The sequence below is a fragment of the Pantoea sp. FN0302 genome, from assembly GCF_050113775.1.
GTDB lineage: Bacteria > Pseudomonadota > Gammaproteobacteria > Enterobacterales > Enterobacteriaceae > Mixta > Mixta alhagi.
The window spans coordinates 142,891-155,607 of record NZ_JBNJSM010000002.1; the positions used below are offsets into that span (position 1 = coordinate 142,891).

Annotated in this window: 11 protein-coding genes and 1 pseudogene; 10 read left to right on the top strand and 2 right to left on the bottom strand. The window is 53.5% G+C overall.

Translation table 11 applies throughout. From position 1 onward, the window contains the following. Positions 1-3: 3 nt before the first annotated feature. Both ACQE32_RS11330 and ACQE32_RS11335 read right to left on the bottom strand, forming a co-directional pair. Positions 4-3,102 (bottom strand): beta-galactosidase, encoded by a 3,099-nt coding sequence (locus ACQE32_RS11330; protein ID WP_426981415.1) that lies wholly within the window; start codon positions 3,100-3,102, stop codon positions 4-6. Positions 3,103-3,392: 290 nt separating this feature from the next. Beyond that, positions 3,393-4,475, bottom strand: coding sequence for a LacI family DNA-binding transcriptional regulator (locus tag ACQE32_RS11335; RefSeq protein ID WP_426973856.1), 1,083 nt, complete (start codon positions 4,473-4,475; stop codon positions 3,393-3,395). A 649-nt stretch (positions 4,476-5,124) separates the two neighbouring features. Between ACQE32_RS11335 and ACQE32_RS11340 the strand changes: the two genes are divergently transcribed. The 10 genes and pseudogenes from ACQE32_RS11340 (at position 5,125) to ACQE32_RS11385 (ending at position 12,714) form a co-directional block, all read left to right on the top strand. Continuing rightward, a complete protein-coding gene (locus ACQE32_RS11340; RefSeq protein ID WP_426973857.1) occupies positions 5,125-5,511 on the top strand; it encodes a hypothetical protein in 387 nt (128 codons plus the stop codon). Between the two features lie 72 nt (positions 5,512-5,583). Next, positions 5,584-6,642 (top strand): methyltransferase, encoded by a 1,059-nt coding sequence (locus ACQE32_RS11345; RefSeq protein ID WP_426973858.1) that lies wholly within the window; start codon positions 5,584-5,586, stop codon positions 6,640-6,642. Between the two features lie 66 nt (positions 6,643-6,708). Further along, positions 6,709-7,431, top strand: a complete 723-nt coding sequence (locus tag ACQE32_RS11350) for a beta-ketoacyl synthase chain length factor (RefSeq protein ID WP_426973859.1) — start codon at positions 6,709-6,711, stop codon at positions 7,429-7,431. Beyond that, positions 7,431-8,247 (top strand): annotated as a pseudogene (locus ACQE32_RS11355) (lysophospholipid acyltransferase family protein). The gene ACQE32_RS11350 and the pseudogene ACQE32_RS11355 overlap by 1 nt, the downstream one beginning before the upstream one ends. Next, complete coding sequence (locus tag ACQE32_RS11360) at positions 8,222-8,479, top strand: phosphopantetheine-binding protein (RefSeq protein WP_426973860.1); 258 nt, start codon at positions 8,222-8,224, stop codon at positions 8,477-8,479. The pseudogene ACQE32_RS11355 and the gene ACQE32_RS11360 overlap by 26 nt, the downstream one beginning before the upstream one ends. A gap of 13 nt (positions 8,480-8,492) precedes the next feature. After that, entirely contained in the window at positions 8,493-8,744 is a 252-nt protein-coding gene (locus ACQE32_RS11365; RefSeq protein WP_426973861.1) for an acyl carrier protein, read from the top strand. Between the two features lie 5 nt (positions 8,745-8,749). Continuing rightward, a complete protein-coding gene (locus tag ACQE32_RS11370) occupies positions 8,750-9,331 on the top strand; it encodes a hypothetical protein (protein WP_426973862.1) in 582 nt (193 codons plus the stop codon). After that, complete coding sequence (locus ACQE32_RS11375; protein WP_427021798.1) at positions 9,328-10,692, top strand: AMP-binding protein; 1,365 nt, start codon at positions 9,328-9,330, stop codon at positions 10,690-10,692. The genes ACQE32_RS11370 and ACQE32_RS11375 overlap by 4 nt, the downstream gene beginning before the upstream one ends. Next, on the top strand, positions 10,679-11,032 hold the full coding sequence (locus tag ACQE32_RS11380) for a hydroxymyristoyl-ACP dehydratase (protein WP_426973864.1): 354 nt from the start codon (positions 10,679-10,681) through the stop codon (positions 11,030-11,032). Before ACQE32_RS11375 ends, ACQE32_RS11380 begins: the two co-directional genes overlap by 14 nt. Continuing rightward, entirely contained in the window at positions 11,023-12,714 is a 1,692-nt protein-coding gene (locus ACQE32_RS11385; RefSeq protein ID WP_426973865.1) for a glycosyltransferase family 2 protein, read from the top strand. Before ACQE32_RS11380 ends, ACQE32_RS11385 begins: the two co-directional genes overlap by 10 nt. The last annotated feature ends 3 nt before the right edge of the window (positions 12,715-12,717 follow it).

The window sequence follows — 12,717 nt, forward strand, 5'->3', positions numbered from 1 at the left end:
GTGTTAAACACGCACCCAGCTCACTTCATAGTGATAATGGTTATCCTGTAGCAGATATTCCGGCGAGACGCTGGGACTCCAGGAGTCATCGCCGCCTACGCCCATATGGAACCCATCCAGATTCAGCCAGCTTCCCGGCTCCTCCTGTAACAGATGGCGGTGCGTAACGTCGCGCAACTGTGCCTGGCTGTAGCGGCTGAGATTAAAGTGGAAACGACCACGCCATTCGTTGTCGCCATACTGCAACCATTCGCTGTCGCAGCGCAGGCCGTTTTCGCTGGGGAAAACATACGGGGTATAGAGCGCCGCCAGCGGCAGCTGCCAGCGATCGTAGCGGGCAGACTGTTTGCGATCCGGATAGTTTTCATGCGGGCCAAGGCCGAGCCAACTTACCTGCGGCTGCACCTGCGCCAGCTGGCAGGTGAGTCCAATACGTGCTGGCGCCGGGATGCCTGGCGCGACATCCACATCCACGCTGATATGCAGTTCACCGGTGTGGTCGATGCGATACGTTTTACGGCTGATAAACAGGATTTGGTTCTGATAGCGCCAGCTGTGCACCGTATGCAGTTGTACTTCACGGCTAAGACGCTCTGCTTCGCACCGTTCCAGCTGCGGCTCCATCTCATAGAAGCCTGCCGCTTTCCAGCGCTCTACCCAGGCGTTGGGATCGATGCGTGCGGCTTCGCTAACGCCGATATCATTATCCAGTGGCGCACGCGTAAACTGATCCTGTAATGGCTGTAGCAACGCCGCTTCCCCGCCTTTCCACCACTGAGTCAGCAGGCCACTTTTCCTGCTGAACTGCCAGCGCTGTGCACCAAGCTGAATATCAAAGGCGTGCTCGCTGACGCGAAGCTCAGGAGCTTCGCCTGTACCGTGCGGCGCGGCGGGCAATGTTAATGGCGAGGCCAACGGCCACTGCTGCCAGGCGCAGATATGTCCTGCCTCAGACCAGGCGGTGGCGGCAATTTGCTGCACCTGCACCGTCAGCCATACCTGACCGCTGGCGGTAATCGCAGGCAGATCGCTGAGGGTAATCAGCTGCGTGCCTTCAGGCGCGATATCCAGATGAACCGTGCCGCTGGCCAGAGTGCAGCCTTCCTGCGCCAGCGTCCAGATCAGCTGTTCGTTATCGCAGCGGCGGAACAGATATTCGCTGGCGATCTCCAGCTCAACCGGCTGCGTGCTGTTCAGCGTAAAGCGGAAAAATTGCTGCGCCTGCTGCGCTTCAAATAGCGCCGGGTGCGGCGTGCGATCGGCAAAGACCAGGCCATTCATACAAAACTGACGATCGTTCGGCTTATCGCCGAAGTCGCCGCCGTAAGCGGCATAGGGTTTGCCGTTATCGTCATAGCGGGTCAGCGATTGATCGACCCAGTCCCAGACAAAACCGCCCTGCAAACGCGGATACTGACGAAACGCCTGCCAGTATTTATGAAAGCCGCCAAAGCTGTTGCCCATGGCGTGTGCGTATTCGCACAGAATCAGCGGACGATGCTCATCCGGCATGCCGATCCATTTTTTTATCGACCACTTTGGCACCTGCGGGAAAGGCTGATCCTGATCGACGCGCGCATACATCGGGCAAATAATATCGGTGGCCGCGCTGTTAGCGCCGCCGCCTTCGTACTGCACCGGTCGCGTCGGGTCGTTAGATTTAATCCAGCGGTAAAGCGCGTCATGATTGTCGCCGTGTCCCGACTCATTGCCCAGCGACCAGATGATGATTGAGGGATGATTGCGGTCGCGTTGCACCATGCGCGTCACGCGCTCGCTCATCGCGGGCAGCCAGACGGGATCGCTGGAGAGGCGGTTCATCGGCTCCATGCCGTGCGTTTCGATATTGGCTTCGTCTACCACATACAGTCCGTAGCGATCGCACAGTCGGTACCAGAGCGGATGATTCGGATAATGCGAGCAGCGCACCGCATTAAAATTATGCTGTTTCATCAACAGAATATCGCGGCGCATGGTCTCTTCATCCATCACCTGACCGTTCTCTGGATGATGCTCATGGCGGTTGGTGCCGCGGATCAGCAGGGGTTTGCCGTTCAGCTTCAGCAGACCCTGCGAGATTTCTACCTTACGGAAGCCAACATCACAGGCCTCCGCCTCCAGTAACATACCGCTACGGTCATGCAGCAGCACCACCAGACGATAAAGCGTGGGCGTTTCGGCGCTCCAGAGCTGCGGCGCGGCAACCGGCAGGCGCAGCGTGGTGCGATCTTTCCAGGCGCCGCGCTCATCAACGATCTCGCTGCCGAGCGGTTGCTGACGCTCGCCCAGCATCTCTTCGCCGAACCAGAGCTGCATCGTAACCTGCACGTCCGACAGCGACGCGCCGTTAACCACTACCTGCGCCTTAAGCTCGGCATGGCTAAAACTTTCATTAAGCTGGGTTACCACCTGCAGATCGCTAATGCGGGTGTGGGGCTTATGCAGCAGTGAGACATCGCGGAAGATGCCGCTCATGCGCCACATATCCTGATCTTCCAGATAGCTGCCGTCGCTCCAGCGCAGCACCATAACTGCCAGACGATTAGCGCCCGGCTGCAGCACTGCGCTCAGATCAAACTCGGAGGGCAGACGACTATCCTGGGCATAGCCGATCCAGTGGCCGTTGCACCATAAATGAAAGGCGGAATTCACGCCGTCAAAAACAATACGTGTCTGACCAGAGGCGAGCCAGCTTTCATCCACATGAAATGTGAGCGAGTAACAACCTGTTGGATTATCTGCCGGAACAAAAGGTGGGTTAACCGGAATCGGGTAGGTCACATTGGTATAAACTGGCGCATCGTAACCCAGCATCTGCCAGTTTGAGGGCACCTTGATATCATCCGCGTCAGTCAGATCCTGTTGCAGCCAGCTTTCCGGCACCGCTTCCGGTCGGGAAAAATAGCTGAATGCCCAGTGCCCGTTCAGGCTCTGCAGGCTGGTGGAAGGCGTATCATTTCGCGCCGCCTCCGGCGATCGCCAGCTGCAGAAGGGCGGATGGGCAGGGAGCTGATTGAGTTGGGTTACCGCCGGATTTTCCCAGTCGCGACGTGCCAGGATGGCGCTTAGCGTGGCGGCTGATGTGCCTGCTGTTACAGTCATGTGCTTTTCCTTATGCTTTTGTGATGCGCTCACATTTAATAGCAATATGGTTTTGACTCACAGGGATGTAAAGGCGCGTAGCCGGAATCGGTGATGGGATTCACAAATAATCTGGGAAGGAGTAGCCGAAAAGGGGGTGGTGGGCGGCTTTGCTGGCATCAGCCTGCCGCAAACGGGCGAGGCCGTGGCCTGACCCGCAAGTAAATGTATAATGGGGACGGCTTGTCTAACCTTCTGAAATATTTAATGGTGCGCTTCTGATTCGTCGGGAAAGCAACGCCTCGGGGCGACTATTTCAGACGTGCCGCCTGACGCGCCAGCTGCATCAGCGCATCTGACAGCGCCTGCGGAGAAAGCGTCTCACTTCCCGGCGCTGCGGTGGTTTTACGTATTACCAGGCTAACCGGCAGCAGCTCAGAACGCGTCGGCGCATCGGGCTGACAGATCATCTCCACCAGCCGCTCCACGCTGTTTTTCCCTAACATTCTGAAATCCTGCTTGATGGTGGTCAGCGGTGGAATAAAGCAGGCGCTGTCAGCGGTATCGTCATAACCGATAACCGAGATGTCACCGGGCACTTTCAGGCCCGCTTCAGTAATGGCCCGTAGCGCGCCTAATGCCATCTGATCGTTCGCTACCAGAATCGCACCAGGCTGTGGGCCTTCATTCAACAGCCGCGTCACCTGCTGATAGCCGGAAAGCGCGCTCCAGTCACCTTCCATGATCGCCGTTGCCTGTAGCTGATGCTGCGCCAGCGTCTGCTGCCAGCCTTCAAAGCGCAGACGCGCCGAAACTGAACTTTGCGGCCCGGCTAACAGCGCAATTTCCCGATGACCCAGTTCCAGCAGATGCGCCACGCCCAAACGTGCGCCCTGGTCAGGATCGAAAATGACGCTGTTGGCGTCCAGCTGCGGCGAGACATCCAGAAACAGCACCGGCACCTCCCGACATAGCGCCACCAGGCTTTGCGCCTCTTCATCCTGTAGCGGAATATTCACGATAAGGCCGTCCACGCGCTGTGCCAGCAGATTATTAATTGCCGCTCTGGCCGCTGCCGCGCCGCTCTGCTCGGTCATTGAAATCACCACGTTAAAACGTTTTTCCCCAGCCCGGGATTTAATGGCGGCGGCAATTTGCGAAGGCGCGTGCAGTGAAAGATCAGAGGTCGCAAGCCCGATAGTGTGACCAATTTTGCCCGCCAGCTGCTGTGCCACGCGGTTAGGCACATAGTTCAGCGCCAGCATCGCTGCTTCAACTTTTTGTCGGGTCTTCTCTGATACGTTTTCCGCCTGGTTTATTACCCGCGAAACGGTCTGGTAAGAGACGCCGGCATACTGTGCCACATCATAAAGGGTTGTCGACTTCGCTTTCATCCCAGCTTCCTTAATGCATCCGCGTGGACCGAACGGTCACTCATGGCGTAGATAGTATGTCGGGCGACAAGTAAAGTAAAAACAGGAGCTAAACAGACGGCCTTTTGGTAGAACAAAGCGTGGCGGAACCCATTATAATGGCTGACGCTCTTTCCTGATTGCTGATTGCTGATTGCTGACGGGCGTTAGGGTGAGCTGTTTGTATAAGGTCTCTTTTTCTGGATGAAATTAATACAAATATGACGGCGATCAGAAGGGCTTACGCCAAAATGCAATAAATTGTTGTGGCTTAAAAAAGACCTTTATCGTAATGAGCTGATTCTCAATACTGACAGATAAACAGTGTAACCTGAAAACTTAAGCCAAATAAGAAGAGTCATCTATTTCAGTGAGGAAAAGTCTCGCGGGAAAAGCTAATTTTTTATTGTTGCAAGTTTTTTGTCGTTAATTAAACGACCTCAGGGGCTGACACAGATAACGATAAACCTTGTTAAAGCCCTATCAGCGATCAAATAGATTTATTAAGATAGGCAGGGCGTTTCCACTGTTCTGTCTGGTATCAGACTAACAGTGATATCGTCTTCATTGAAACAATGAAATCAGGCTGGAAATTTCACTTTATTAGTGCACTACTTTGAATGGAGTTCTTATGAAAAGTTTAGTTAAGTTATTAACCGTTTTCGCGGTTATAGGGGCTTTGGCAGGCTGCGCACGTACTGCGCCAGTTGATAATATTCACACCACAATTAACGCTGGCCATACGCAAACGCAGGTCAAAAATGCGATTTTGAAAGCAGGTGCTCAGCGTAAGTGGATTATGAGCGAAGCGGGTCCGAACGTTATCAAAGCGCGCCAGCAGTCACGTGACCATATGGCCGAAGTATTGATTAATTACTCGGCTACCGGCTACGCCATCAACTATGAGAACAGCCTTAATTTATTGGCGTCCGGTGGTAAAATTCACAAAAATTATAATCGCTGGGTCCGCAATTTAGACAAAGACATCCAGATCAATCTCGCCACCAGCGCTATGTAATAAATATTTACCCTAAAGTCGGACCAGTAATGGTCCGATAACCTCATTTTCCCCAGGACAGGATTGCTCTTCATGTACGAAAAGGACACGCTCAGCGCACTGGATGCTATTACCGAAGCGCAACGAATTGCTTTTGCGCCAATGTTATTTCAGACGGCATTATGCTTACGTAACGCCGGTGTGCTGGAATATCTCGACAGGATCGGAAAGGAAGGCGCTACTCTGGAAGAGATCGTTGCCCACTGTGATTTGAGCGAATATGCTATTAGCGTCCTGCTGGATATGGGGTTAAGCGGTCGCATTGTGACTTGCCAGGATAAATACTATCGTCTGGCGAAAGTAGGGCATTTTTTGCTGCACGACACCATGACGCGTGTAAATATGGATTTCACTCAGGATGTCTGTTATCAGGGGTTATTCTTTTTAGAACAGGCATTAGAAGAAACAAAACCTGCCGGATTAAAAGTATTTAGCGATGCGGAAACGATCTACCCGGTACTGTCACAGCTACCTTCGCCCGCTCGCGAAAGCTGGTTCGCATTTGATCATTTCTATTCTGATGCTGCTTTTAACGCGGCACTACCTTATATTTTCGCCAGCGGGCCAAAAAAATTATATGATATTGGCGGCAATACCGGGAAATGGGCGTTGAAATGTTGTCAGTACGACGAAAATATCGTAGTTACTCTGCTTGATCTGCCACAACAAATTGAACTTGCCCGCCAGAATATTGAAAATGCAGGTCTGTCGCATCGTATCGGTTTTCATGCGGTAGATATGCTGGGTGACGCGCCGTTGCCTGAAGAGGCCGACATCTGGTGGATGAGTCAATTCCTCGACTGTTTTTCTCCCGATCAAATTATCGCAATGCTCAAGCGCATTGCAGATAAGATGAAGCCGGGCGCTCGGCTGTGTGTAATGGAATTGTTCTGGGATGCGCAGAAATTCGACGCTGCATCATTCAGCCTGAATGCTACATCGCTCTATTTTACCTGTATGGCCAACGGTAATAGTCGCTTTTACAGCGTAGAGAAGTTTTATCACTATCTGGAAATGGCTGGCTTCCGGGTGGAGCAACGCATCGATAATCTCGGCGTTGGTCATTCTTTATTGCTATGTGAGAAATTTTAATATTCCAGCAGGTTGTGGCGTTGATTAATGCGCCACAGAGTGGCTGATCGATTGCGGATGCCGTTGATGAAATTTACCTTAAACCTTATCGATTGGCAGGCCAGAGCGCCTGGACTCAGTGACGCTTCGCAATGGGGAGATTGGGCGCGTCAGCCTTATGCCATCAACCCTGACGAGCCACAGGCAAAATTGACAGAACTCCCGATGATGACCGCCAGACGGCTGTGTTCCGGCAGCAAATTAGCTGTGGACTGCGGGTTGGCAATGTTACGTCGCCACCGTATTGACGCGGTGCTTTTCAGTAGTCGCCACGGCGAACTGGAGCGCAACTATCGCCTTCTTCAGGCTCTGGCGTATGGCGAAGATATGTCGCCGACTGACTTCGCCATGTCGGTACATAACTCTGCGGTAGGGAATCTGACGATCGCTGCAAAGCAGCCGATAGTTTCTTCCTCATTATCGGCAGGTATGGATACTTTTCAGCAAGGGCTATGTGAGGTCATTTGTCTGTTGCAGGCGGGTTATCAACGCGTATTGATGGTGGATTTCGACGGTCTGTTACCTGCTTTTTATCATCCAACTCTGCCGCCACACATGCCAACCTGGGCATGGGCTGTAGCGATGGTGTTTGAAACGGGCACTATGCTGCGCTGCACAACCCAGAGTGGAAGCGAAGGGGCGGAGCCGCCATTGCCGCAGAGCCTGCAATTTTTGCAACATTACCTGAACGATACCGCTGAGTTCACCGTTGCCGGAGAGAAGGTTCAGTGGAACTGGAGCCGCAAATGATGCGACAGTTCGCCTGGTTGAATCGGCTCTGGCGTTTGTTAATGACGGGCTTTTGTTTCGCGCTGTTCGGCATCGGCGGGCTTTTGTTGTCGCTGATCTGGTTTAATCTCCTGTTACTTATTGTTCGCGATAAAAAACGACGGCGGCGTGTTGCCCGCCGCTCTATTTCAGCCAGCTTCCGTTTTTTCCTGATGGTGGCGAAGGGGGTTGGCGTATTGGCGTACCGCATTCACGGCGCTGAGATTTTGCGTAGCGAGCGTGGTTGTCTGGTCGTGGCAAACCATCCAACGTTAATTGACTATGTGCTCATTGCTTCCGTCATGCCAGAAACGGATTGCCTGGTAAAGGAGGCGCTGCTGAAAAATCCGTTTGTTAGCGGCGTAATCCGCGCGGCGGATTATCTGGTCAACAGCCAGGCCGATCGATTATTGGCACAAAGCCAGGCGCGGCTGGCCCATGGCGACACGCTATTAATCTTTCCGGAAGGCACGCGTACCCGGCCTGGGGAAGAGATGATCCTACAACGCGGCGCGGCCAATATCGCAGTACGCTGCTGTAGCGATCTTCGTGTAGTGACTATTCGTTGCAGCGAACATCTGCTCGACAAACAGAGCAAATGGTATAACGTGCCCCCGGCAAAACCTCTGTTCGAGGTTACCGCAGGTCAGCGGGTACAGATTGAATATTTTTATCATGCTAATACACAAGAACCGGCGCTGGCGGCAAGGCAGCTGAACCGGCATCTTTTAGCGCAATTACAATCAGTTGAGAACACTTCCAGGACTTAATAATGCAAGCGCTTTATTTAGAAATTAAACAACTCATTATCAACACATTGAATCTGGATGAGCTGACAGCAGACGATATTGACACTGATGCGGCGCTGTTCGGGGAGGGCTTAGGGCTGGACTCTATTGATGCTCTGGAGTTGGGACTGGCAGTAAAAAACCAGTATGGCATCGTACTTTCTGCTGAAAGTGAAGAAACGCGCCAGCACTTTTTCTCTGTGGCTACATTGGCCTCTTTTATCCATTCACAACGCGTTTGATAACGAGCCTGCTATGACAGAACAAAAAGCAATCTATCAGGAAGTTTCTGCGCTTCTGACCAAACTGTTTGAAATCGATCCTGACGATATCAAACCCGACGCCCGCCTGTATGAAGATCTCGAGCTGGATAGTATTGATGCTGTCGATATGATTGTGCAGCTACAGAAAAAAACCGGCAAGAAGATCAAACCGGAAGAATTTAAAGCCGTACGCACGGTGCAGGATGTTGTCGACGCGGTAGAGCGTCTGTTACGCGAAGCCTGATTATCGTGTGTGGTTTCAGAAAGCTACCGGGTGTTCAGGTAGTAACAGGAATGACGCTGCTGGCCTGGCCGTTTGTGGTCTGGTTCGGCCTGTCGCATAACAGTCTGCACTGGTTGCTGCCCTTAATAATAGCGTTGTTGGTGTTACGCTTATGGCAGGCAAAACGGAAAGCGGGGCCGATGCGCTTTATGATGCAAAGCGCATCGTTGGTGGGTATTGTCCTGTGCGTTGCCAGTACCCTGCTTAAAACGCATCAGTTGTTGCTGTTTTATCCGGTGGTCGTCAACCTGTTAATGCTTATCTTGTTTGGCGGTTCGTTATGGACGGCAATGCCGCTGGTCGAACGCCTGGCGCGCCTGCGTGAGCCTCAGCTTCCCCCGGAAGGCGTTCGTTACACCCGGCGTGTCACCCAGGTATGGTGCCTCTTTTTCATTATCAATGGCAGTATCGCTCTGTTTACTGCGCTACAGGGCGATATGCATCTGTGGACCGCATGGAACGGTATCATCGCTTATGTGCTGATGGGGACGCTGATGGCGACCGAATGGCTGGTGCGGCGTCAGGTAATAAAGCGGAAAACATCATGAATCACATTCTCCCTTTATCGCAGTGGCTTAGTAAATCTCGTCCGGATGATACCGTCATCGCCTGGCTTGGCGATCATACCTGGACGCTAGGGCAGTTGCGTTATGATGTCGCCCTGTTGGTTGATGATCTGCAAGGTCAACAAGACGAAGAGCGCTGGGCGCTCTGTTTCGAGAACAGCTACCTGTTTATTGTCGCGTTACTGGCAACGCTAAGCGCGGGTAAAACGCCGGTGATACCCGGACACTGTCGGGTTTCCCTGCTGGAAGAGCAGCGTTCGTTGTTTCACGGTGTGTTGAGCGACCAGGCGCTGGACTGGCACGGTGTGCTACGCGTGGTTTCCTCAGCAAACACGAGCGCACCGGAAGCCACGGTGTTGCCCACTATCACGCCCAGCCGTTGCATTGAACTCTACACGTCCGGTTCTACAGGCCAGCCCAAACGGGTAATAAAAAGCATCGCTGCGCTTGATAAAGAAGCTGCCCTGCTGGCCGACCGCTTTGGCGGGCAGCTGTCAGGCTGCCGGGTTGTTGCATCTGTGGTTCCCCAGCACCTCTATGGTTTGACTTTCCGCATCTTCTTGCCCTTAGCGCTTGGAATGCCGCTGCACGCTGCGATGCTCTATTATGCTGAACAGCTGGCCGCGCTTGATCATCAGCACCGTTATCTCTTCGTCAGCAGTCCGGCTTTTCTTAAGCGTCTGGATCATAAGCTGACGCCGCCGCCCGTGAAGGTGATCCTTTCCGCTGGCGGTATGCTCTCATGGCAGCACGTCCTCGATACGCAGCGTTGGTTTGGCGTCTGGCCTGATGAAATCTATGGCAGCACTGAAACCGGCATTCTCGGCTGGCGGCACCGCCATCAAGATATGATTCCGTGGCTTCCCTTTCCGGGCGTACGTATTACGCCTGAGGATGACGCTTTTCGCGTCTTCTCACCGTTGATTGCCCAGCAAGAAGGATTGCTGTTGGATGATATTTTACAGCTTGAAGATAACGGGTTATTTCACCTGGTCGGACGACATGGACGCGTCGTGAAAATTGAAGAAAAGCGCATCTCACTAAGCGAAGTGGAACGCCGCCTGATGGCACTGGAGGGTATCCGTGATGCAGCGGCGTTACCGGTCACGCGGGGCGGACGACAGGGAATTGGCGCTGTGCTGGTACTGGAAGAGCCACTACGCAGGATGTGGCAGCAGACAAGCGGTAAGAAGCTGGAACTGTCATGGCGACGCGCGCTACTTCCCTGGCTGGAACCGGTCGCCATTCCCCGCTATTGGCGGATAGTGGATGAGATCCCCGTTAATAGTATGAATAAGCGTGTCTATGCACAATTACAGGAGACATTTCATGAAAGCCCGTGAAGTTGAAATCTATCAGATGGCACCCGGGCAGGCTGCGATTGTCCTGTATCTCGATCCGACGCTGTTTTGGTTCCAGGGGCATTTTGCTGTTCAGCCGTTGTTGCCCGGTGTGGCACAGCTTGACTGGGTGATGCACTACGCTGGGATGCTGCTGGCCCCCGACTTTCGTTTTCACAGCATGCAGAATGTGAAATTTCAGGCGCCGCTGCTGCCGGGTAATACCGTTACGTTAACGTTGAGCTGGCAAGAGGAGCGGCAGATCCTGACGTTCAGCTTTCAGCGTCATGAGGGGGATGTGCGTCATACGGCCAGCAGCGGGAAGCTTCGCTTATGCCGTTAAAATATACGCCCTGTGCCGTAATCCCCTGCTACAACCACGGCACAATGATGGCGCAAGTGCTTGCACGCCTCGCTCCGTTCCAGCTACCAATAATTATTGTCGATGACGGTAGCAATGAAGGAACACGGCAGACGCTTGAAGAGCTCGCCGTCCTTTACCCGCAGCTGACGCTTATCCGTCTTGCACAAAATTCAGGCAAAGGTGCGGCGGTGATCCGTGGCCTGGAGGTGGCGTCTCAGGCAGGGTTTACGCATGCGGTACAGGTGGATGCCGACGGGCAACATGCCATTGAAGATATTCCGGCAATGCTGGCGCTTTCGGCGCAGCACCCCGACGCGCTGATTTCCGGCCAGCCTGTTTATGATGACTCGATTCCGCGCTCGCGCCTGTACGGGCGTTGGGTCACACATATTTGGGTATGGATCGAAACGCTTTCATTGCAGTTGAAAGACAGTATGTGTGGCTTTCGCGTTTACCCGATCGCTCCGACACTGCAACTGGCACAACGCATCACGTTGGGTCAACGTATGGATTTTGATACTGAAGTGATGGTGCGTCTCTACTGGCAGGGCAATACCAGCTACTTTGTGCCAACCCGTGTCACTTATCCGCAGGATGGGCTGTCGCATTTTGATGCGCTAAAAGACAACATACGGATATCGCTGATGCATACCCGTCTGTTCTTCGGCATGCTCCCACGTATTCCTTCACTGTTAATGCGACGGCGTACACATCACTGGGCGAAACAACGCGAAGTGAAAGGATTGTGGGGAATGCGCATCATGCTGGCAGTCTGGCGATTGTTGGGACGTCGAGCCTTCTCACTTCTGCTTTGGCCGGTCGTTGGCGTTTACTGGCTAACGGCTAATTCTGCCCGCCGGGCATCGCAGTCATGGCTTGCGCGCGTGCGTCGTGAATTGCAGGCACGTCATGGGATTACGCCGCCACATCTCAACAGCTATCGTCATTTCCTGCGTTTCGGTGACGCCATGCTGGATAAAGTGGCCAGCTGGCGCGGTGAGCTACAGGTAGGACGCGATGTGGTATTGGCCCCTGGCGTGGAAGCGGTGCTTAACCTGCATCAACCCCAGGGTAAGTTGCTGCTGGCGTCCCATTTAGGCGATGTTGAAGCCTGCCGTGCGCTGGCACAGTTGCAGGGTGGGAAAGTCATTAATGCGTTGGTGTTTAGCGAAAATGCGCAACGTTTTAAACAGATCATGGCTGAGAACGTGCCGCAGGCTGGGCTGAATCTGATACCGGTCACCAACATTGGCCCGGATACGGCCATTATGTTGAAAGAAAAACTGGATCGCGGTGAATGGGTAGCGATAGTCGGCGATCGCCTTGCGGTTAATCGCCAGCGAGGCGGCGACTGGCGGGTGGTCTGGAGTCCATTTATGGGCCAACCTGCACCTTTCCCCCAGGGGCCGTTTGTGCTCGCTGCCGTGCTGCGTTGTCCGGTACTGCTGATTTTTGCCCTTAAGCAACAGAATAAACTCCATATCTACTGCGAGCCGTTTGCCGATCCGCTACTGCTGCCTCGCGCAGAACGCCAGACAGCGCTGGAACATACAGTCAACCGCTATGCTGCCCGCCTTGAGCACTACGCACTGCTGGCGCCGCTGGACTGGTTTAACTTTTTTGATTTCTGGCATTTACCTGACGCCGACGATAAGGAATAGAGA

Coding starts and splice junctions, on each gene's coding strand:
- ACQE32_RS11330 (WP_426981415.1), bottom strand. CDS start 3,102: ATGACTGTAACAGCAGGCACATCAGCCGCCACGCTAAGCGCCATCCTG.
- ACQE32_RS11335 (WP_426973856.1), bottom strand. CDS start 4,475: ATGAAAGCGAAGTCGACAACCCTTTATGATGTGGCACAGTATGCCGGC.
- ACQE32_RS11340 (WP_426973857.1), top strand. CDS start 5,125: ATGAAAAGTTTAGTTAAGTTATTAACCGTTTTCGCGGTTATAGGGGCT.
- ACQE32_RS11345 (WP_426973858.1), top strand. CDS start 5,584: ATGTACGAAAAGGACACGCTCAGCGCACTGGATGCTATTACCGAAGCG.
- ACQE32_RS11350 (WP_426973859.1), top strand. CDS start 6,709: ATGAAATTTACCTTAAACCTTATCGATTGGCAGGCCAGAGCGCCTGGA.
- ACQE32_RS11360 (WP_426973860.1), top strand. CDS start 8,222: ATGCAAGCGCTTTATTTAGAAATTAAACAACTCATTATCAACACATTG.
- ACQE32_RS11365 (WP_426973861.1), top strand. CDS start 8,493: ATGACAGAACAAAAAGCAATCTATCAGGAAGTTTCTGCGCTTCTGACC.
- ACQE32_RS11375 (WP_427021798.1), top strand. CDS start 9,328: ATGAATCACATTCTCCCTTTATCGCAGTGGCTTAGTAAATCTCGTCCG.
- ACQE32_RS11380 (WP_426973864.1), top strand. CDS start 10,679: ATGAAAGCCCGTGAAGTTGAAATCTATCAGATGGCACCCGGGCAGGCT.
- ACQE32_RS11385 (WP_426973865.1), top strand. CDS start 11,023: ATGCCGTTAAAATATACGCCCTGTGCCGTAATCCCCTGCTACAACCAC.